This window comes from Lysobacter stagni (assembly GCF_030053425.1).
Taxonomy (GTDB): domain Bacteria; phylum Pseudomonadota; class Gammaproteobacteria; order Xanthomonadales; family Xanthomonadaceae; genus Lysobacter_J; species Lysobacter_J stagni.
In genome coordinates, this window is record NZ_JASGBI010000001.1 from 3327805 (window position 1) to 3348041 (window position 20237).

Genomic DNA, 20237 nt, shown 5'->3' on the forward strand with positions numbered 1-20237 from the left:
CGGATCCCGTGCCCGTCCCCGGGGCGCGACTCTATCTGTCGCGGGGGCTTCGGGCAATTGAATCCGCCGCCGAATGCGACTGCGGCGGCGGATTCGGGGTTGCGGCCGGGTCAGCCGCGTTCGGCCAGGACCAGCTCGGCCAGCTGCACCGCGTTCAGCGCGGCGCCCTTGCGGATGTTGTCCGACACGATCCACAGGTTGACCGCCCGCGGGTGCGAGTAGTCGTCGCGGATGCGGCCCACGTAGACCGGGTCATTGCCGGAGGCGTGGGTGACCGGCGTCGGGTAGCCACCCGCCTTCGGTTCGTCCACCACTTCCACGCCCGGCGCCGTGAGCAGCATCTCGCGCACCTGCGCGGCGCTGATCTTCTCGCGCGTTTCCACGTTCACCGCCTCGGAGTGGCCGTAGAACACCGGCACGCGCACCGCGGTGGGGTTCACCTGGATGCTCTCGTCGCCGAGGATCTTGCGGGTCTCCCACACCAGCTTCATCTCTTCCTTGGTGTAGCCGTTGTCCTGGAAGTCGTCGATGTGCGGGATCAGGTTGAACGCGATCTGCACCGGAAACCGCTCCGGGTTCGGCTCCTGGAAGCTGAGCAGCGCGGCGGTCTGGCGGCCCAGTTCCTCCAGCGCCGAGCGGCCACCGCCGGACACCGACTGGTAGGTCGCCACGTTGATGCGCTCGATACCGGCCTTGCGGTGGATAGGCGCCAGCGCGACCAGCATCTGCATGGTCGAGCAGTTCGGGTTGGCGATGATCCCGCGCGGGCGGTTCTTCACCTGTTCCGGGTTCACCTCCGACACCACCAGCGGCACGTCCGCGTCGTAGCGGAAGGCCGAGGAGTTGTCGATCACCACCGCGCCGGCCGCGGCGAACTTCGGCGCGTATTCCTTCGACACGCTGCCGCCAGCCGAGAACAACGCGATGTCGATGCCGCTCGGGTCGAACGTCGCCAGGTCCTCCACCACGATTTTTTTCGCGCCGAACTCGACTTTCTCGCCGGCCGAGCGCGAGCTCGCCAGCAGGTGCAAGTTGCCAATGGGGAATTTCCGTTCGGCGAGGATGCGCAGCATCGCTTCGCCCACGGCGCCGGTCGCACCGACGATGGCCACGTTGCAGGAGTTCTTGGCGTTCATTGTTTCCTTCTTCGAGGTTGGAGGAGTACCGCTGGAGCGACCGCCGGACCCATTCCGGCGGGTGTTGCGAAAGACGTCGACGTCAGCCCGGCCCTGCGGCGCCGGCATTGCGGCGGCGCAGGTCCTCGACGGCGTCCGGAGACAGCCACAGTACCGTATCCAGGTACGTCCGGATCATCGCCAGCACCGCCTCGCGCGGGCCCTGGCGCCACTGCGCCGATCCGTAGAAGGCATCCTGCCGCGCGTTGAGGTCGGCGAGGTCGTCGTAGGCACGGATCAGGAAGTAGGCATCGTCCTGGTGCGGCGACGGACCGTGGGCGACCACGTCGTGATGACAGTCGCGCAGCATCGGCATGGCCTGCTCGATGAACGCGCGGTGGAACGGCGTGCGCATGCCGGGCTGGAGCTGGTACGAACGGATCTGGACGAGACGCTGCATGGCGGGATTTTCCGGGGCGGTGGAATCGCGCGGACCGGATTATCCGGCACGCGCGCGGCGACGCGGTCAGGCGCCGCGTTTGAGCCCCGGTTTTCCTGCAGCCGCCAGCGCATCGGCGTTCACCGGCGTGGGCGGATGCCCCGCCTGCGGGCCGCGGCCGAGCGCGGCAATCAGATTGTCCACGGCCAACGAGACCATCGCCCGGCGCGTGGCCAGGCTGCCGCTGGCGATGTGCGGGGTCAGCACCACGTTGCGCAGCGCAAGCAGGCGCGGATTCACCGCGGGCTCGCCCTCGTAGACGTCCAGGCCTGCCGCGGCGAGGCGACCGCCCGCCAGCGCATCGGCCAGCGCGTCCTCGTCGACGATGCCACCGCGTGCGATGTTGGTCAGCGTGGCGGTGGGCTTCATCTTCGCCAGTGCGCCGGCGTCGATCAGGTGATGCACCGCGCGCGAGTACGGCAACACCAGCACCAGGTGGTCGGCGCTGGTCAGCAGCGTGTCGAAATCGACGTACTCGGCATGGCACTCGCGCTCGATTTCCGCCGGCAGCGGCGAGCGGTTGTGGTAGCGCACGCGCATGCCGAAGCCGGCCGCGCGTCGCGCGATGCCCTGCCCGATCCGCCCCATGCCCAGAATGCCCAGCGTGCTGGCGTGCAGGTCCACGCCCAGCATCGTCTCGAAGCTCCACTGTCGCCACTGGCCATCGCGCAGCCAGCGCTCGGCTTCGGTGATGCGGCGCGCGGCAGCCATCATCAGCGCGAAGCCGAAATCGGCCGTGGTCTCGGTGAGCAGGTCCGGCGTGTTGGTGACGACGATGCCCGCGGCCGTCAGCGCCGGCACGTCGAGATTGTTGTAGCCCACGCCGACGTTGGCGATGGCGCGCAGGCGCGGCGCGTTGGCCACTTCGGCCGCGCCGATCGGGTCGTTGAGCGTGACCAGCGCACCGACACTGGACGACAACGCGGTCGCGATCTCCGCGGGCGGATGCTTGCCGACCTGCGTCGTTTCCACCACGTCGAAGTCTTCGCGCAGCCGTCCGACGATGTCGCCGAACAGCGGTTGCGAGACCCAGACGCGCGGACGGACCTCAGCCATCGATCTGCCCTGGGACCCGTGGCGTCACCTCGCCCACGTCGCCGCACTGCGCGCGGTGTCGCAGCGCCTGGTCCATCAGCACCAGCGCGACCATCGCTTCGCAGATCGGCGTGGCGCGGATGCCGACGCACGGGTCGTGGCGGCCGGTGGTGACGACTTCGGCGACGTTGCCGTCGGTGTCGAGGCTGTCGATCGGCAGCCGCAGGCTGGAGGTCGGCTTGAAGGCCACCGAGCAGCGCAGCGGCTGTCCCGTACTGATGCCGCCCAGGATGCCGCCGGCATGGTTGCTGGCGAAGCCCTGCGGCGTGAGCTGGTCGCGGTGCTCGCTGCCCTTCTGCGGCACCACGCCGAAGCCGTCGCCGATCTCCACGCCTTTCACCGCGTTGATGCTCATCAGCGCCGCGGCGAGTTCACCGTCGAGCTTTCCGTAGATCGGCTCGCCCCAGCCCGGCGGCAGGCCGGTGGCGATCACGTCCACGCGCGCGCCGACCGAATCGCCGGACTTGCGCAGCGCGTCCATGTACAGCTCCAGCTCCGTCACCTGGCGGGTGTCGGGCCAGAAGAACGGGTTGTCTTCAACGGCAGCCAGGTCGAAGCCGTGCGGCACGATCTCGCCGATCTGCGACAGCCAGCCCTGCACGCGCACGCCGAAGCGGTCGGCCAGCCATTTCTTCGCGATCACACCGGCGGCCACGCGCATGGTCGTCTCTCGCGCGGAGGAGCGCCCACCGCCGCGCGGGTCGCGGATGCCGTACTTCTGCCAGTAGGTGTAGTCCGCGTGGCCCGGGCGGAACTGCTCGGCGATCTTCGCGTAATCCTTGCTGCGCTGGTCGGTGTTGCGGATCAGCAGCGCGATGGGCGTGCCGGTGGTGACGCCCTCGTACACGCCGCTGAGGATCTCGACCTCGTCGGCCTCGTGGCGCTGCGAGGTATGGCGCGTGCGGCCGGTGGCGCGTCGTTCCAGGTCGTGGCGGAAATCGTCCGGCGCGATGGCGATGCCCGGCGGACAGCCGTCGATCACGCAGCCGATGGCCGGCCCGTGGCTTTCGCCGAAGGTGGTCACCGAGAGGAGTTTGCCGAAGGTATTGCTGGACACGGGCCCAACCTGCGTCGCGGAAAGCGCCAACTTTAGCAATCGGATTTGGTTGCTGCTGGAACCTCCCCTCGCGAAGCCGCGCTTCGCCTACCAGCCCGGATCGCGTCGGGGCACCATCGCGTTGAGCGCGGCCAGCAACACCTGCGGCTCATGCAGCGACAACAGCAGGTGCGGGCCGTCGCGTTCGGGCAGCCAAAGCACGCGCCGGCGCTCTGTCAGCAGGTAGAAGCCCTTGCCCCACTGGCGCGTGTGGAACCAGCCGGTCTGGTAGCCGGGCAGTGAAGCGCCGAGTGTCTTGCGGCCGGGCAGCAGTTCCGCCTGCCGCTCCAGGTCAAGGATGCGCGCACGAGCGAGTTCGATGGCGGCGACCGGGATGCGTCGTGTGTTGAGCCCGGCGCGGACCACCAGCATGTCCGATTCGATCGCGACCGACCGTCGCCATTGCAGCAGGCATAGCACGACCAGTGCGAACGCCGCGCCGGCAGTGGCCACCCACGAAGCAGGAGCGAACACACTGCCATGCCCGGACTGCGTCAGTACAAACGACAGGCCCGAGGCCACGAGTGCGGCGGCGAAGACGGCCACGATCTTCCACGTTGCCGATGGCGGCGCGACGACGGCATAGCGGTGGTTGTTGGCTCGCTGTTCGGCCATAGCGACGGTCCTTTGATTCCCCGTCGCGATTGTGGCCCCCGGTGATGGTGGATGGCCGGAGGAAGGTGCCGTTCTGCGAAGCGCTTGGCCCGCGCGTGATGATCGCCATCACGGTCCGGTTCATTGCATCTTCTGCGACGCGATTCGCGCCACCGCTTGATCGAGGAGTGGCGGCCGCCCTCAGGGCCGCGCGTCCGCCAGCGCCTTGATCTTCGCGTGGTGTTCGACCAGGTCTGCCCGCTCGACCACGAAGATGCCCATCTGCCCGACCTTGAACTCCACCCATGCCATCGGCAGCTCGGGCAGAAGTTCGACCAGCGCGTTCTCGGCCTCGCCGACTTCGCAGATCAGCAGGCCGTGCTCGCTCAGGTGGTCCGGTGCGTCGCGCAGGATCTTCAGCGCCAGGTCCAGCCCATCGTCGCCGGCACGCAGGCCGAGTTCGGGCTCGTACGAGTATTCCTTCGGCAGCGCGTCGGTCTCGTCGTTGGTGACGTACGGCGGGTTGGTGACGATGAGGTCGTACACCTCGCCCTGCAACTGGTTGAACAGGTCCGACTTGCGCAGCGTGATGTTGCCCGCGTGCAGGCGTTCCTTGTTTTCCTTCGCCAGCGACAGTGCCTCGTCGTTGATGTCCACGCCGTCCACCTGCCAGTGCGGGTGGTAGTGCGCGGTGGCGATGGCGATGCAGCCCGAACCTGTGCACAGGTCGAGCACGCGCTCGACATCGCGCCCACCCAGCCAGGGCTCGAAGCCGGTGGTGATCAGCTCGGCGATCGGCGAACGGGGCACCAGTGCGCGTCGGTCGCTCTTGAAGCTCAGGCCGGCGAACCAGGCCTCGCCCGTCAGGTACGCCGCCGGGATGCGCTCGGCGATGCGGCGCTCGAACAGCGCCAGCACTTTCGTCTTCTCATCGGCGGTGACACGCGAGTTGCCGTACACCGGGCTGAGGTCGTGCGGCAGGTGCAGCGCGTGCAGGACCAGCTGGGTGGCTTCGTCCAGCGCGTTGTCGTAGCTGTGACCGAAGGTCAGGCCGGCCTCGTTGAAGCGGCTGCCGCCGAAGCGGATCAGGTCGATGATCGAGACCTGCTCGAACTGGGCGGTCTGGAGGGGCGCGGAGCCGGTCATGGCGGGGCCTGGCGGGGGACGGCGATGGGGTCGGTGATTATACGGGGCCCGGCCCGGTATCATGCCGGCTCGCATTCCAGGGCCGGCCCGCACACGCCATGTTCAACCGCACCACGGTCACCATTCTGATCGCCGCACTGGCCGCGGCCCTGGGCCTGCTGGCCGCGCACCGCTTCTTCACGCCGGCCGTCCCGTCCTCGCTGCCGGCCACGCAGGCGGTGCGGTTGTTCTCGCCGCCGCGCGAGCTGCCCGCCTACAGCCTTCGCCAGTCCGACGGCACCGCGCTGATCCCGGGCGAACTCAAGGGCCACTGGACGCTGGTGTTCCTGGGTTTCACGCACTGCCCCGACGTCTGCCCGACCACGCTGGCCGACATGGCCAAGGCGCAGAAGCAGTGGGCCGCGCTGCCGGAATCCACGCGGCCGCGCCTGCTGTTCGTGTCGGTGGACCCCGAGCGCGATACGCCCGATCGCATCGGCGAGTACGCGCACGCCTTCCACCGCGACACGCTGGCGGCGACCGCCGACGTGCCGGCGCTGGAGTCCTTCGCCAAGTCGCTGAGCATGGTCTTCGCCAAGGTGCCGCCACCGGAAGGCATCCCCGCCGACCAGTACTCGATGGACCACAGCGCCTCGATGGCGGTGCTCGACCCGCAGGGCCGCATGGCCGGCATCGTGCAGCCGCCGTTCGATCCGCGCGCCATCGCCGCCGACATGATCGTGTTGACGCAGGCGTCGCCGAAGCGCCCCTAGTCTCGACTCCGCCGCGGCGCCCTGCGCGCTGTGCCTTCTTCCGCGCCGCGCGACGGCCGCCTGCCGCCGCGCAGGAACGACGAACGAATCCATCCGAATGAGCCTGGTCACCGCCCTCACCTACGTCCTGCCGCACCGCCTGCTGTCGTCGATGGCGCGCTCGCTTGCGTATTCCGACAACCCGCGCCTCAAGCAGTGGCTGATCGACACGGTGACGCGCCGCTTCGGCGTGAACCTGGGCGAAGCCGCGCAGCCGGACCCGACGGCATACCCCACGTTCAATGCCTTCTTCACGCGCGCACTTAAGCCCGGCGCGCGTGTTCCCGACGCCGATCCGCGCTCATTCCTGATGCCGGCCGACGGACACATCAGCCAGTGCGGCCCGATCGACAACGGTCGCATCTTCCAGGCCAAGGGCCAGTCGTTCACCGCCGCGGAACTGCTGGGCGATGAGGCATCGGCCGAGCCGTTCCGCAACGGCCTGTTCGCCACGGTCTACCTCTCGCCGAAGGACTATCACCGCGTGCACATGCCGTGGACCGGCACGCTGCGCGAAACCGTGCATGTGCCCGGCCGGCTTTTCAGCGTCGGTACGGCCGCAGTGGCGAACGTGCCGCGCCTGTTCGCGCGCAACGAACGCCTGGTGTGCCACTTCGACACCGACTTCGGCCCGATGGCCTGCGTGATGGTCGGCGCGCTGCTGGTCTCCGGTGTGGAAACCGTGTGGAGCGGCGAGGAAATCCCCGACTACGGCGACCGCATCAACCGCAAGGACTACCGCGGCCAGGGCATCACGCTGGAGCGCTTCGACGAGATGGCGCGCTTCAACTACGGCTCCACTGTCATCGTGCTGCTGCCGCCGGGCGTGGCTGCGCTGGAACCCGCGCTGGGTGCGGAATCGCCGGTGCGGCTGGGCCAGAAGCTGGCCACGCGCACCGCCTGATCCCTGCGTGGCCCGGGTGAGCGCAGCGCACCCGGGGTCACGTGCTCACGAGGTCACCGGCTCACGACTCGGGTGCGCTTCGCTTGCCGTGGCCACGGGCACCGAGCGCGCGATCAGCCACTGCGCCAGCCAGTAGCTCGCCAGCACCGCGGCGGAGGCCGCCGCGAACGGTGCGACGAAACGATCCCACGCCAGCAGCGCATCCGACAGGACGAAGAAGGCGCCGCCCCAGGCGGCACTCGCGCTGGCAGCGTCGTGTTGACGCCACCACACGGCCAGCGCCTGCGCGGCCATCGCCGCGAGCACCATCACGTACACCACCACCGGCGGACGCAGTTCGCCCGGCAATCCGGGCCAGAGCTGGCTCAATACCGCACCGGCAACCAGCGCGTACACCGCGAACGGCCATGCCGCGGCGAACCAGCGCCCGCGCTGCCGCAACGCCAGCAGGTAGGCGATGTGCGCCAGCAGGAAGCTGGCCAGTCCCGGCACGAAGGCGTCCATCGGCAACATCAGGAACACATCGCCCAGCGTCGACAGCAGCAGGCCGGCGATCAGCCAGACGCGGTAACGCGGCAGCGAGGTCGATGCGCGCCACGCGATGGACGCGATCAGCAGGGTGGTCAACGGCTTGCACACCCAGTGCAGCCAGGGCATGTGCGATGCATACGCACCCGCGATGGCGAGCAGCGCGCTGACCGCGATGGCACCGCGCAGCGCGGGCGACGTCATGCCCGTCACAGCGCCAGTCGCCGCTGCCACTGCAACCCCACGCGGATGCGCTTGCCCCAGTCGCCGTCCCATTCCACCGGAAGGCCCGCCGCGGACATCGCAGCGACGATGCTGCGCGCAACCGACTTCGCCGCCGTCTCGTCCTCCTCGACCGCGCCGTAATTGAGGTACAAGCCGTGGCCGTCGATGGCGCTTTCCGTGTCCTGCATGTGGAAGAAGGCGTAACCCTGCACGGCACCGCCGCGCTCGCGGGTGGCGCGCATCTCCTCGCCGATCTCGGCGACGCCGCAGGTACCGCAGCAGGTGAAGTTCTGCCGGCACACCACGCCCTGCGATTCCAGTGTCGCGAACGCCTGCTCCAGGCGGTCGTGGTCGGTCAGTGCGGGCCATGCGGCGCTATCGGTGCGATAGGCCGAGATCTCGTCCTCCAGGATGCGCTGCGCGTGGGTGCGCAACAGCGCCTCCCCGTGCGGTTGTGCGTCGACGACTTCCAGTGCGCCCTCGACGATCGCGTCCGGCGCCACGTAGCCGCCGCGCAGGTCGCGCACGATGTAGTCGCGAAGCTCGTTCACCAGTTCGTCGAACGCCTGCGCGTCCGCCGGTGCCACGCCATTACCGCGCCGGAAGAGTCCGGCGAACCAGTTCCAGGCCATGCCAACCCCCTGTCGTCCCCTTCGACCGGCGTAGCTTCCTCCGTCCGGGGGCTGTACTCAACCTTCCGGTGCCGGAGCGGGGGTCGCCGGTCGGGTGCACCCTTCGGGAACGTCCTCGTTGGCCGATCGCACGCCATCGGGTGGCGAGCACGGAACGCGCTCCAGGACGACCCCGTCGATGGTGCCGCGCACCCCGCACGACTCGGGAATGCACCCGGGCCCGGGGTACGAGGTGGTGATCGAGCCGCCGTGGAACTCCAGCACGAGCGGGCACTGCGGCTGACCGGAGCTGGTGGCGACCAGGCGCGTCCCTTCGCGTCGACCGGTGCCATGGAACGAGCACGAATGTCCGTTCGTCCAGACCGTCTCCAGGCCGACGTCGTACCCGCTGCCGATCGCCGGGCGGAGCACCAGCTCGTCGCGCAGCCGGATGCAGTCGCCCCAGCCGCTTTCGGTGGCGGCGGTGCGGAAGCAGATGTCCTTGGGCGCCGATACGTAGATTTCGGCCTGCGCCGCCCGCGGCGGTGCGGCCGGCAACGGCGCCGCGGTCACGGAGAGCACGGCCAGCAGGACGCCGACCGTGCGCGGGTTCATCCCTCGCAGCCCTTGAGCTTGAGCTTCTGTCCCGGCTTGATGGAGTAGCGCGGCGCCTTGAGCTTGTTGGCGCGGGCCAGGTCGCCGGTATCGCACTGGAACTTCTGCGCGATGGCGGTGAGCGTCTCGCCGCGCTTGACGGTGTAGGACGTCGGCCGCGACGGCTTCGCGCGCGCCTTGGGCGCACTCGGGGCCGGTGCGCCCGCCGAGCCCGTGCCGGCGCTCTCGGCCTCGTACACGGCGTCGTCCGACGGCAGCGGCGTCACCGGGCCGGTGCGCACGATCGCGGAACTGGCATCGCTGATCACCAGCGTATGCGCCAGGTCGGCGCGCTGGCCCTGCACGCAGTAGCGGCCATACAGGCCGACGATCTTCGTGGTCGCGTTGAGCGTCGTGCCGGTCGGCAGGTAGCGGTCGGCCTCGTAACGCGGGTTGAGGTTGCGCAGCGCGCGCATGAACCCCTCGCGCGTGCCGCCGTTGCCCAGGCAGATGGTCAGTTCGTAGATCGAACTGGGCTTGGACAGGCGCAGCATCGCCGGGTGCGCATCGACCTTCGGCAGGGTCAGGCCGTATTCCTTCGGATGCAGGAACAGCCATGCCGCGGCGATCACCATCGGCACGTAGTCGCGGGTTTCGGCCGGGAACTGGTTGTAGACCGACTCGTCCCAGAAGTTGCGGCCGCCCGTGCTGCCGTACACCCGCTGTGCACGGCCCTCGCCGCCGTTGTAGGCCGCCAGCGACAGCTCGATGCTGCGGTTGAGCTGGCCCAGGCGCTCGTTGAAGTACTCCGCCGCGGCCTGCGCGGAAGCACGCGCGTCGTAGCGCGTGTCGAAGCCGGTGCCGTCCTCGCCCAGGCCGAAACGACGACCGGTGCTGTACATGAACTGCATCGGCCCGGCCGCGCCGGCACGGGAGGTGGAATGCACGCGCCCGTTGGATTCCTTCGCCATCACGCCGAACAGCAACGCTTCGGGCAGGCCGGCGCGCTGGAACTGCGGCCACATCAGCTGGCGCATGTACTGGTAGTTCTCGAAGCTGTCGATCAGCGCCGGGCGCATGTCGGTCAGCCAGCGGCGGATGCCGGCCTGCACGGCCGGGTTGTACTGCACCATCTTCACGAACTGCTGGCCGTCGGCGCTGAGCAGCGCGGCGGCGCGCGCGGCCTCGGGCACGTCGGCGGTGACGCTGCCGGGGCCTTCGTCGTCGTTGTCCTCGGGCACTTCGTCGCCGGCGGCCACATCGGCGTTCTGCTTCAGCAGGCGCTTGTAGGCGGTGAGCATGGTCGTGGGCGAACAGCCCTTCTGCTTCACGCAGGCGGCCATCACGTCCTCCATGTCCTCCAGCGACGCATCGACCTCGGTGCGTCCGGCCGGGTCCGCGTTGGCGATGGCGACCAGCCCCTGGCGATAGCGCGTCTCCGCCGCCTGCATGCGCTGGTTGAGGGCATCGACCGCGGCCTGGTCACGCTTGGAAAGGGCATGGGCATCGGGCGCGAAAACGACAGCCAGGCCGAGCGCCAGCAGCGCAACGGAAGAACGGGCAAGTACAGGCATGGACGGCAACGGACAGCGGGGGCAGCCGGCAGGTTAGCCGCGTGCTTCGAGCCGCGGCAAGCCTTGTCGCCGTGAAGTCGCATGAACGGGGCTGCCATCACAATGCGATCAACCCCTTCGCCCGGAAATGCAAGAAAACCTCCTTCCGATGCGCCACCGGCCACGCTTCCGCTGCGGCGCGGCGCTCGTCCACAATCGCCGCACCTCCCCCTGGAGTCCGCCATGGACCCGATCCTGATCGGCAAAGCCGTCACCACGCCCACCTCGCTGCCCGACACGCAGGGGCACGTCTTCCTGCTGCCCCGGTTCGGCAACCGCCACGGGCTGGTCGCCGGCGCCACGGGCACCGGCAAGACGGTGACGCTGATGACACTGGCCGAAGGCTTCTCGCGGCTGGGCGTGCCGGTCTTCCTGGCCGACGTGAAGGGCGACGTCGCGGGACTTGCGGTGGCGGGGACGCCGAACGACAAGTTGCAGGCGCGCGCGGCGGAGATCGGCATGGACGGCTACGCGCACGAAGCCAACCCGGTCGTGTTCTGGGACCTCTTCGGCAAGCTCGGCCATCCCGTGCGCACGACGGTGAGCGAGATGGGCCCGACGCTGCTCTCGCGCGTGCTCGAACTCAACGACACGCAGTCCGGCGTGCTCGACATCGTGTTCAAGCTGGCCGACGATCGCGGCCTGCTGCTGCTCGACCTGGAAGACCTGCGCGCCCTGCTGGGGCTGGTGGCGGACGAGCGCAAGGACATCTCGACCAGCTATGGCCTGGTCAGCGCACAGTCCATCGGCGCCATCCAGCGTTCGCTGTTGCGGCTGGAACAGGAAGGCGGCGAGATGTTCTTCGGCGAGCCGGCGCTGGAACTGTCCGACCTCATGCGCACCACGCCCGACGGCCGCGGCACGGTCAACATCCTCGCGTCCGAACAACTGGTGCTGAAGCCGCGCCTGTATTCCAGCTTCCTGCTGTGGCTGCTGTCGGAACTGTTCGAGACGCTGCCGGAAGTGGGCGACCTGGACAAACCGAAACTGGTGTTCGTCTTCGACGAAGCCCACCTGCTGTTCGACGACGCACCGCCCGCGTTGCAGCAGCGCGTGGAGCAGGTGGTGCGTCTGATCCGCTCCAAGGGCGTGGGCGTGTACTTCTGCTCGCAGTTCCCCGACGACGTGCCCGACGAGATCCTCGGCCAGCTCGGCAACCGCGTGCAGCACGCGCTGCGCGCGTTCACGCCACGCGACCAGAAGGCGGTGAAGACCGCTGCGGAAACGTTCGTGCCCAATCCGGCGCTGGACGTCGCGAAAACCATCTCGCAGCTCGGCACCGGCGAGGCGCTGGTGTCCACCCTGCAGGACAAGGGCGTGCCGATGCCGGTGGAGAAGACGCTGGTCGCGCCACCGCGCTGTCGCATGGGCGCGATCACGGAGGTCGAGCGCGTCCACGTCCGCGGCACCAGTCCGGTCGGCCAGAAGTACGACCAGCGCGTGGACCGCGAATCGGCCGCTGAGATGCTCGCCACGCGCGCCGAGTCCGCCGCGCAGCAGGCCAAGGCGCCGCCGGCCCGCACGCGCGAACAGGATGAAGCGCAGGACAGCGGCTTCAGTCAGTCCGTGAAGGACGCGGTGTTCGGCACGAAACGGCGCCAGGGCATGGTGGAAACCATGGCCAAGCAGACCGCGCGCACGGTGGGCAACCGCATCGGCCAGCAGATCGTGCGTGGACTGCTTGGCAGCATTTTCGGCGGTAAGCGCTGATCCTGCGCTTCGCGCAGCATCCCGGGGGGCCCTTACCACGGGGGCTATCCTCCGACCCGCAACGCAAGGAGTTCGTCATGCATGAATCCCGTTCGATGTCCGCGACGCTCGCATGTGCTCTGCTGTGTGCACTCTCGCTGTCCGCGTGCAAGCCGAAGGCTCCGGCAGAGACCGCCGCGCCGCCCGTCGAGCCGGCCACGACCACACCCGCTGCCGATGCAGGTCCCGTCGCACAGAGGGCGCCGTTCGACGTGAAGGCCTTCGCCGGCACTTTCACCGGCACCCTGCCCTGTGCCGATTGCCCCGGCATCGACACGCGCATCGTCCTTGCAACGGACGGCACGTACACGATCACCGAGAGCTACCAGGAGCGGACCGCACCCGAGCTCCATGGCGACGGCACCTGGACGGTCGAGGAGAACGACCAGCGACTGCGCCTGGATCCCAACAGCAAGGACGAACGCGACCGCCTGTTCGCGATCCTGTCGCAGGACGAGATCCGCCAGCTGGACCTGGAAGGCAAGGCCATCGAAAGCAGCCTGCCGTACAACCTCAAGCGCGCCACGCCGTGACGCGCGCGGTGCGTCGATGATTGCGCTTCGCACCGGATACGCCACGATGTGCGGCACGCATTAACGGAGCACCGCATGGGTCGCTGGCGACCACCGCCTGAAAAGAGCACCGCGCTGATCACGCGCGCAGGCCACGACCGGCTCAAGTCCGAGCTGGACGACCTGTGGCGCGTGCAGCGCCCGGAAGTGGTCAAGGCCCTGGCCGCCGCCGCGGCCGAGGGCGATCGCTCGGAGAATGCCGAGTACACCTACCGCAAGAAGCAGCTGGGCGAGATCGACCGGCGCGTGCGCTACCTCAGCAAGCGCGTGCCGGCCCTGCGCGTGGTGGACACCGTGCCCAGCGATCCCGAAGCGGTGTTCTTCGGCGCGCGTGTCGAGATCGAGGACATCACCAGCGGCGAAACCCAGCGCTACCGCATCGTCGGTCCCGATGAGACCGATGCGAAGGCCGGCTGGATCAGCATCGACTCGCCGCTGGCGCGGGCGATGCTGAAAAAGCGCCTGGACGACGAGTTCGAGGCCATGCTGCCGGGAGGCGCCGCACGTTTCGTGATCGTCGACGTCGCCTATGACGATGCAGCCTGATCCCATCGCACTGCGTCCCGCGATGCCTGGCGACGCGGCCGCAATCAGCGTGCTGGTGCGGGGCCTTGCACGGCGCTGGATCGTGCCGGACTGCAGTGAGGAAGGCGCCGCCGCGCTGCTGGAGTCGATGTCCGAGGAGAAAACACGTGAGCGGTTGCAGGAAGGCTACCGCTACGTCGTCGCCGAACGCGGCGATCGCATCGTCGGTGTGGCCGCACTGCGCCTGCCTTCCCACCTGTACCACCTGTTCGTTGCCGAAGAGGCACAGCGCCTGGGCGTGGCGCGACGCCTGTGGGAATCGGTGCGCGAGCACGCCGACCCGGCCGCGCCGGTCACCGTGAACGCCTCGCGTCACGCGCGGGCGGTGTACGACCGGTTCGGATTCGTCGAAGTGCAGCCCGAGCAGCTCGACCGCGGCATCCTGCGCACCCCGATGATCTGGCACTGGCGCTGACGGCAACCCGCACGCGGCTGGTGTAGCGTGGCCGCAACGCGTATCGACGGAGCCGACGTGGACAACCAGGCGCAGGGGCTGCTCACCGCCATCGCCATCGGCCTGCTGATCGGCGTGGTGCGCGAACGCCATCATCTGGGCGGCGGACCCACCATCGCCGGTGTGCGCACGCACGCGATGGTCGCCATCGCCGCGGCGGTCGCGGCGACACTCGATCCGCTGGTGCTGGTCGCGGTGGTGCTGGCCGTCGGCGTGCTCGCACTCGCGGCGTACCTTCGTACCCGCGACACCGACCCGGGCCTCACCGGCGAGATGGCGCTGCTGGTCACGGCGACACTCGCGGCCTACGCGCACCACAACGCATCCATTGCCGGCGGGCTGGGCGTCATCGCCGCGGCACTGCTGTTCGCCAAACAGCCGCTGCAGCGTTTCGCCCGCGACATCGTCAGCGAACGCGAAGTGCAGGACGGTCTGTTGCTGCTGGCCTCGGCGGTGGTGATCCTGCCGATGCTCCCCGACACACCGGTCGACCCGTGGGGCGTGCTGGTGCCCTCGAAGCTCTGGCGCCTGGTCGTGCTGGTGATGGCGGTGGGCATGCTCGGCCACATCGCCCTGCGCACGGTGGGCGGGCGCTGGGGGTTGCCGGTGGCGGGCTTCTTCTCCGGCTTCGCCTCGTCCACCGCAGCCGTCGCCGGTTTCGGCCAGCGCACGCGCGACGACGCGGCGTTGACGGCATCGGCCGCATCGGCTGCGCTGCTGGCGAACCTCGCCTCGCTGCTGTTGCTGGTGGGCGTGCTGTTCGCGGTGGCCCCCGCGCTGGTGCTAGCCAGCGCATGGCCGCTGACGGCGGCGGCCGTCATGCTTGCACTGGCCGCGGCGATCGGCCTGCGCCGACAGGGCGAATCGCCCGACCTACCACGCGAACCCGAAGCGCGGGCCTTCAAGCTGAGCCACGGCATATTGCTGGCGGTGATCATCGCTGCCGTACTGGTGCTGTCGGCGTGGCTGAAAACGATCTTCGGCGAAGCAGGCGCGGTGGTCACCGCGATGCTGGTCGCCCTGGCCGAACTGCAGGCGGCCGCGGCGAGCATCGGCCAGTTGTCCGCCACCGGCGGACTGAGCCTGCCGCATGCGCAATGGGGCATCGTCGGCCTGCTGGTGTCCAGCACCATCGCCAAGACCGCCCTCGCCTTCGCCAGCGGCAACCGCCGCTACGCACTGCACGTGGGCGCGGGACTGCTGGGAATGGCGCTGGCCGGCGCGGGCGTGACGTGGTGGGTGGTGAGCGTATGACGCGGCCTAACGCGCAACTCACCTGAAGCGCTGTTGCTGTTGCTGTTGCTGTTGCTGTTGTCGTGGATTTTGCGACTTCGGAGCGAGCCGAGCACCGGAGCCGGAAAAGGGCGAAGAGTCGCCCACTGTTTGAGTGCCGCGAAGCGGCGCGAGTTTGGGCGACGACCCTTTTCTGGCGAGGAGCGCAGGGAACCGCCGCGCAGCGGCGGATCGCGGAGGGAGCCAGCGGTTTTGGTTACTTTTGCCAAGACAAAAGTAACCCGCCCGTTTTCGGGCGGAAGCTTTTGCTTTTGCTGTTGCCGTTGTCTTTGCAGTGGTTGCCGTCATTCCCGCGAAGGCGGGGTCTTCTGGGTCGCCGCATGGCGGCACTATCCACGTGCCCGACGTATCACGAGTGTGGCGACTGAAAGTTGGATTCCCGCCTTCGCGGGAATGACAGCAGTGGTCCAGCCTTCGCGGGATGACGGCATTGGTCCAGCCTTCGCGGGAATGACGGCAGTGGTGTCCCGCCGCCGCGGGATGACCCGTCAGGCAGCGACCGCAGCCACGTCCACCACCTCAATCGTCGAACGCAACCTCACCAAACAGATCATGCTCGTCGCTTCCCATGATCTCCACATCGACGAACTCACCCGGCTTGAGCCCGGCCATGAAACCGTTCTGGATCTGAACCAGTCCGTCGATCTCCGGCGCATCCGCCATCGAGCGTGCGATGGCCAGTTCACCGTCAAGCGCGTCGACCAGGCAGCGCTGCGTCGTGCCGACCTTGGCTTCCAGCTTCGCCGCGGAGATGTCCGCCTGGCGCTCCATGAAGCGCGCCAGGCGCTCCTGCTTCACGTCTTCCGGCACGGCGTCCGGCAGCGCGTTGGCCGTGGCGCCGTCCACCGGCGAATAGGCGAACGCACCCACGCGGTCCAGCTGCGCTTCGTCGAGGAAGTCGAGCAGCTCCTCGAACTCGGCTTCCGTTTCGCCCGGGAAACCGACGATGAACGTGGAGCGGATCGCGATGTCCGGTGCGATCGAACGCCAGCGCTGGACGCGTTCCAGCGTCTTGTCGACCGCGCCGGGGCGCTTCATCAGCTTGAGCACGCGCGGGCTGGCGTGCTGGAACGGAATGTCCAGGTACGGCAGCAGCTTCGGCATGCCATTGGCGCCGGTTTCCGCCATCAGCGGAATGATGTCGTCCACGTGCGGATACGGGTAGACGTAGTGCAGACGCGTCCAGATGCCCAGTTCCGACAGGCCTTCGCACAGCGCCTTCATGCGCGTGGCGTACTCGCGGCCGCGCCAGGTGCGCGGGGCGTACTTCACGTCGACGCCGTAGGCGGAGGTGTCCTGCGAGATGACCAGCAGCTCCTTCACGCCGCCCATGGCGAGCTTCTCGGCTTCGCGCAGGACGTCGTCGACGGGACGCGACACGAGGTCGCCACGCATCGACGGAATGATGCAGAAGCTGCAGCGGTGATTGCAGCCTTCGGAGATCTTCAGGTACGCGTAATGCTTCGGCGTGAGCTTGATGCCGGTGTCCGGCACCAGGTCCAGAAAGGGGTCGTGCTTCGGCGGCAGCGCCGCATGCACGGCGGTCATCACGCTGCCGTAGTCCTGCGGGCCGCTGATGGACAGCACTCCCGGATGCGCCTGGCGGATCTGCTCGGGCTTCTTGCCCAGGCAGCCGGTGACGATGACCTTGCCGTTCTCCGCGATCGCCTCGCCGATGGCGTCCAACGACTCGGTCACGGCCGAATCGATGAAACCGCAGGTGTTGACCACCACCACGTCGGCATCGTCGTAGGTCTGGACGATGTCGTACCCCTCCACGCGCAGCTGGGTGAGGATGCGTTCGGAATCGACGAGCGCCTTCGGGCAACCGAGGCTGACGAAACCGACTTTTGGATTGGCAAGGGACATGGAGGGATCGCTGTGGGACGTGAACGCGGAACAGGCGCACCGGCCATCCATCGGGACGGCAATCGGCGCGCGTGAGGGCTGCGGATTATACCGTCGGGGCTAGAATCGACCTGCCCCATCCCCCATTCAAACTGAACAGACCATGGCCCACTGGATCGATCTGGACACTCCGCACGGCCCTGTCCGCGCCTGGCGCGCCGATCCGGGTGGCCCGTCGCACGGCGCGGTGATCGTGCTGCAGGAGATCTTCGGCGCCAATGCGCACATCCGCGCCGTCGCCGAGCGCTTCGCGGCGGCGGGATTCGTCGCCCTGGCACCGGCGCTGTACGACCCCGTCGCACCGGGCCTGGAGCTGGGTTACAGCGAGGCCGACACACAGCGTGGCGTGGCGCTGCGCAACGAACTTGGCTTCGACCGCGCGGTGGACATCGTGTCGTCCGCGTTGGACGAACTGCATCGCGAAGGCCTGCGCGTGGGCGCGGTGGGGTTCTGCTGGGGCGGCAGCGTCGCCTTCCTCGCCAACACCCGCCTGGGACTGCCGGCGGTGTCGTACTACGGCGCACGCACGCTGCCGTTCCTGGATGAAACGCTGCGCGCGCCGATGATGTTCCACTTCGGCCAGACCGATGCCAGCATTCCCGCCGAGGTGGTCGAACAGCATCGCCAGAAGCAGTCCCACGCCACGATTCACGTCTATCCAGACGCGGGACACGCGTTCAACCGCGACGTGGACAACCACGTCCACGACCCGGCCGCGGCGGAACTCGCCTGGGGCCGTACGCTCGATTTCCTCGAGGAGAATCTGCGATGAACCGCGACGCCGCCCACGGCCCCTGGCAGCTGCATCCGCAGCTGGCGCAGGACACGCACCCGGTCGCGCACCTGGGGTTGAGCGAGTTGCGCCTGATGGACGATGCCAACCACCCGTGGCTGATCCTCGTGCCGCGCGCCGCCGAGGCGATCGAACTGATCGACCTGGACGAAGCGCAGCAGACCAAGCTGGTGCAGGAGATCGGCGTCGCGTCGCGCGCGCTGCGCGAGGTGTTCAATCCATACAAGCTCAACGTGGCCGCGCTGGGCAACGTGGTTTCGCAGTTGCACGTGCACGTGATCGCGCGCTTCCAGGACGACATCGCCTGGCCGCGTCCCGTCTGGGGCACGGCCACCGCTCAGCCGTACACGCCCGAAGCCCTCGTCACCCGCATCCGGCAGCTGCAGGACGCGCTGAAGCGGTGACCGCGCGGGACACCTGCGACATCGAACCGCTGGCCGACGACGGTTGGCTGCTGCGCTTCGGCGAGCGCCTGGATCCCGATCTCAACGCACGCGTGCATGCGATGGCGGCGCGCATCCGGGCGCACGGCGCGCCGTGGCTGCGCGACCTGGTGCCCGCGTTCGCCAGCCTGGGCGTGTTCTTCGATCCCGCCTTCGACCCGGCGCGCGTACATGAAACGCTGCAGGCGCTGGCGGACGACGAGGCCGACGCCGGGTCCGCGCACGCGCGCGACGTCCGCACCGTCGAGATCCCGGTGGTCTACGGCGGCGAATCGGGCCCCGACCTCGAGTCGGCCGCCGCCGAACTTGGCCTGTCGTCGCAGCAGCTGGTCGAACGGCATAGCGCTGGCGACTACACGGTGGCGATGATCGGCTTCGCGCCCGGGTTTCCCTACCTCTCGGGCCTGGAGGCACCGCTTGCCCTGCCCAGGCTGGCGACGCCGCGTGCGCGGGTGGCGGCGGGCAGCGTCGCCATCGGTGGCGCGCAGACCGGCATCTACCCGCGCGAGAGCCCGGGCGGTTGGCGCCTGCTGGGCCGCACCAGCCTTCCCCTCTTCGACCCCGCGCTGGATCCGCCCAGCCTCCTGCAGCCGGGCGATCGCGTGCGCTTCGTCGCGGTGGATTCCGCCGAGGCGCCACCGGCACCGACCGTCGCGAAAGGTCCGCGACCTTCCCGCGTAGTGCACGTGATCCGGCCCGGCCTGCTGACCACCGTGCAGGATGCCGGTCGCAGCGGTTGGCGCCATGTGGGCGTGGCGCATGCGGGCGCACTGGATGCGGACACCGCCGCACTGGCCAACCGGCTGGTTGGCAATGCGCCCGACGCTGCCGTTCTGGAGATGACCCTGCGCGGCCCGACGCTGCAGTTCGACACGCCGGTGCGCATCGCGCTGCTCGGCGCAGCGGTGTCGGCGCGATTCGACGGGGCGGCGGTCCCGATGGGGCGTCCGGTCGACCTGCCGGCCGGCACGCTCGAACTGGGTTCGGTGCGTGGCGGCGCGCGGGCGTGGCTCGCGATTGCGGGAGGCATCGCGGTGGCGACAGTGCTCGGCAGTCGCAGCACCGACCTTCGCGGCGGTTTCGGAGGACTGGAGGGACGTGCGCTGACCGCTGGCGACACGCTGCCACTGGGCGATGCGCCCATTCCGAGCGGCGCGTTGCCGCGCGCCCCGGCGTGGTGGATCGATCCGATGCACGACGAATCCCTGCATGCGCCGATCCGCTACCTGCCCTCGGCGCACCCCGCGGCGTCAGCGCTTGCGCGGCGCAAGTGGCAGGTGAGCAACAGCAGCAACCGGCAGGGCCTGCGCCTGCAGGGCGAGGCCTTGCCCGCGCCACCGGCCGACGGCGTGTCCGAGCCGGTCGCGCCCGGCACGATCCAGTTGCCTCCGGACGGGCAGCCCATCCTGCTGCTGGCCGACGCCCAGACCGTGGGCGGCTACCCCAAGCTGGGCCATGTCATCGCCGCCGACCTGCCCCGCCTGGCGCAGTGCATTCCGGGACAGTGGCTGCACTTCGCGCCCTGCGACGCGGCCACCGCTCGTCGACTGGCTTGCGCAGCGCGTGCGCGGCTCGCCAGAATCGCGCTGATGATCGATGCGCGCCCCGCCACGGTCTGAACCTTTCCAC

Annotated in this window: 21 protein-coding genes; 10 read left to right on the forward strand and 11 right to left on the reverse strand. The window is 69.0% G+C overall.

Annotated elements, in window-relative coordinates; all coding sequences use genetic code 11:
- Nucleotides 1-110: 110 nt before the first annotated feature.
- The 6 genes from QLQ15_RS15485 to prmB all read right to left on the reverse strand — a co-directional run bounded on the left by QLQ15_RS15485 (nt 111) and on the right by prmB (nt 5545).
- Complete coding sequence (locus tag QLQ15_RS15485) at nt 111-1136, reverse strand: aspartate-semialdehyde dehydrogenase (RefSeq protein ID WP_283213651.1); 1026 nt, start codon at nt 1134-1136, stop codon at nt 111-113.
- A gap of 82 nt (nt 1137-1218) precedes the next feature.
- On the reverse strand, nt 1219-1575 hold the full coding sequence (locus tag QLQ15_RS15490; RefSeq protein ID WP_283213652.1) for an NIPSNAP family protein: 357 nt from the start codon (nt 1573-1575) through the stop codon (nt 1219-1221).
- Between the two features lie 66 nt (nt 1576-1641).
- Nucleotides 1642-2670 (reverse strand): 2-hydroxyacid dehydrogenase, encoded by a 1029-nt coding sequence (locus tag QLQ15_RS15495; RefSeq protein WP_283213653.1) that lies wholly within the window; start codon nt 2668-2670, stop codon nt 1642-1644.
- Entirely contained in the window at nt 2663-3766 is a 1104-nt protein-coding gene (gene aroC, locus QLQ15_RS15500; RefSeq protein WP_283213654.1) for a chorismate synthase, read from the reverse strand. The genes QLQ15_RS15495 and aroC overlap by 8 nt, the downstream gene beginning before the upstream one ends.
- An 87-nt stretch (nt 3767-3853) precedes the next feature.
- Nucleotides 3854-4420: a PH domain-containing protein gene (locus tag QLQ15_RS15505; protein WP_283213655.1), complete on the reverse strand. Its 567-nt coding sequence runs from the start codon at nt 4418-4420 to the stop codon at nt 3854-3856.
- Nucleotides 4421-4600: 180 nt separating this feature from the next.
- Nucleotides 4601-5545: a 50S ribosomal protein L3 N(5)-glutamine methyltransferase gene (prmB, locus tag QLQ15_RS15510; RefSeq protein ID WP_283213656.1), complete on the reverse strand. Its 945-nt coding sequence runs from the start codon at nt 5543-5545 to the stop codon at nt 4601-4603.
- A 98-nt stretch (nt 5546-5643) separates the two neighbouring features.
- Here prmB and QLQ15_RS15515 point away from each other — a divergent pair, with 98 nt between their 5' ends.
- Both QLQ15_RS15515 and asd read left to right on the forward strand, forming a co-directional pair.
- A complete protein-coding gene (locus tag QLQ15_RS15515) occupies nt 5644-6297 on the forward strand; it encodes an SCO family protein (protein WP_283213657.1) in 654 nt (217 codons plus the stop codon).
- 97 nt (nt 6298-6394) lie between these two features.
- Nucleotides 6395-7240, forward strand: a complete 846-nt coding sequence (gene asd / locus QLQ15_RS15520; RefSeq protein ID WP_283213658.1) for an archaetidylserine decarboxylase — start codon at nt 6395-6397, stop codon at nt 7238-7240.
- 45 nt (nt 7241-7285) lie between these two features.
- Here the strand turns inward: asd and QLQ15_RS15525 are convergent, their stop codons facing one another.
- From QLQ15_RS15525 to QLQ15_RS15540, 4 genes are read right to left on the reverse strand one after another with little or no spacing between them, the layout of a single operon-like run.
- Complete coding sequence (locus QLQ15_RS15525) at nt 7286-7972, reverse strand: lysoplasmalogenase (protein WP_283213659.1); 687 nt, start codon at nt 7970-7972, stop codon at nt 7286-7288.
- A gap of 5 nt (nt 7973-7977) precedes the next feature.
- Nucleotides 7978-8625, reverse strand: a complete 648-nt coding sequence (locus QLQ15_RS15530; RefSeq protein ID WP_283213660.1) for a DUF6891 domain-containing protein — start codon at nt 8623-8625, stop codon at nt 7978-7980.
- A 57-nt stretch (nt 8626-8682) separates the two neighbouring features.
- Entirely contained in the window at nt 8683-9219 is a 537-nt protein-coding gene (locus tag QLQ15_RS15535; protein ID WP_283213661.1) for a hypothetical protein, read from the reverse strand.
- Entirely contained in the window at nt 9216-10772 is a 1557-nt protein-coding gene (locus QLQ15_RS15540) for a transglycosylase SLT domain-containing protein (protein WP_283213662.1), read from the reverse strand. The genes QLQ15_RS15535 and QLQ15_RS15540 overlap by 4 nt, the downstream gene beginning before the upstream one ends.
- Before the next feature lie 222 nt (nt 10773-10994).
- On the opposite strand from QLQ15_RS15540, the gene QLQ15_RS15545 reads away from it, so the two are divergent.
- The 5 genes from QLQ15_RS15545 to QLQ15_RS15565 all read left to right on the forward strand — a co-directional run bounded on the left by QLQ15_RS15545 (nt 10995) and on the right by QLQ15_RS15565 (nt 15425).
- Nucleotides 10995-12521: a helicase HerA-like domain-containing protein gene (locus tag QLQ15_RS15545; protein WP_283213663.1), complete on the forward strand. Its 1527-nt coding sequence runs from the start codon at nt 10995-10997 to the stop codon at nt 12519-12521.
- 77 nt (nt 12522-12598) lie between these two features.
- Nucleotides 12599-13093 (forward strand): copper resistance protein NlpE, encoded by a 495-nt coding sequence (locus tag QLQ15_RS15550; RefSeq protein WP_283213664.1) that lies wholly within the window; start codon nt 12599-12601, stop codon nt 13091-13093.
- Between the two features lie 75 nt (nt 13094-13168).
- Nucleotides 13169-13678, forward strand: coding sequence for a transcription elongation factor GreB (gene greB, locus QLQ15_RS15555; protein WP_283213665.1), 510 nt, complete (start codon nt 13169-13171; stop codon nt 13676-13678).
- Nucleotides 13668-14132 carry a GNAT family N-acetyltransferase gene (locus QLQ15_RS15560; RefSeq protein ID WP_283213666.1) on the forward strand — a complete coding sequence of 155 codons (465 nt, stop codon included), beginning with the start codon at nt 13668-13670 and terminating at the stop codon, nt 14130-14132. The genes greB and QLQ15_RS15560 overlap by 11 nt, the downstream gene beginning before the upstream one ends.
- A gap of 27 nt (nt 14133-14159) precedes the next feature.
- Nucleotides 14160-15425, forward strand: coding sequence for an MgtC/SapB family protein (locus QLQ15_RS15565; protein ID WP_283213667.1), 1266 nt, complete (start codon nt 14160-14162; stop codon nt 15423-15425).
- 558 nt (nt 15426-15983) lie between these two features.
- Here QLQ15_RS15565 and rimO read toward each other — a convergent pair.
- Nucleotides 15984-17333: a 30S ribosomal protein S12 methylthiotransferase RimO gene (gene rimO / locus QLQ15_RS15570; RefSeq protein ID WP_283213668.1), complete on the reverse strand. Its 1350-nt coding sequence runs from the start codon at nt 17331-17333 to the stop codon at nt 15984-15986.
- A 142-nt stretch (nt 17334-17475) separates the two neighbouring features.
- On the opposite strand from rimO, the gene QLQ15_RS15575 reads away from it, so the two are divergent.
- From QLQ15_RS15575 to pxpB, 3 genes are read left to right on the forward strand one after another with little or no spacing between them, the layout of a single operon-like run.
- The gene (locus QLQ15_RS15575) at nt 17476-18144 is read left to right on the forward strand and encodes a dienelactone hydrolase family protein (protein WP_283213669.1); all 669 of its coding nucleotides are present in this window, start codon (nt 17476-17478) and stop codon (nt 18142-18144) included.
- Nucleotides 18141-18569 carry an HIT domain-containing protein gene (locus tag QLQ15_RS15580; RefSeq protein WP_283213670.1) on the forward strand — a complete coding sequence of 143 codons (429 nt, stop codon included), beginning with the start codon at nt 18141-18143 and terminating at the stop codon, nt 18567-18569. The genes QLQ15_RS15575 and QLQ15_RS15580 overlap by 4 nt, the downstream gene beginning before the upstream one ends.
- The gene (gene pxpB / locus QLQ15_RS15585; RefSeq protein ID WP_283213671.1) at nt 18566-20227 is read left to right on the forward strand and encodes a 5-oxoprolinase subunit PxpB; all 1662 of its coding nucleotides are present in this window, start codon (nt 18566-18568) and stop codon (nt 20225-20227) included. Before QLQ15_RS15580 ends, pxpB begins: the two co-directional genes overlap by 4 nt.
- The last annotated feature ends 10 nt before the right edge of the window (nt 20228-20237 follow it).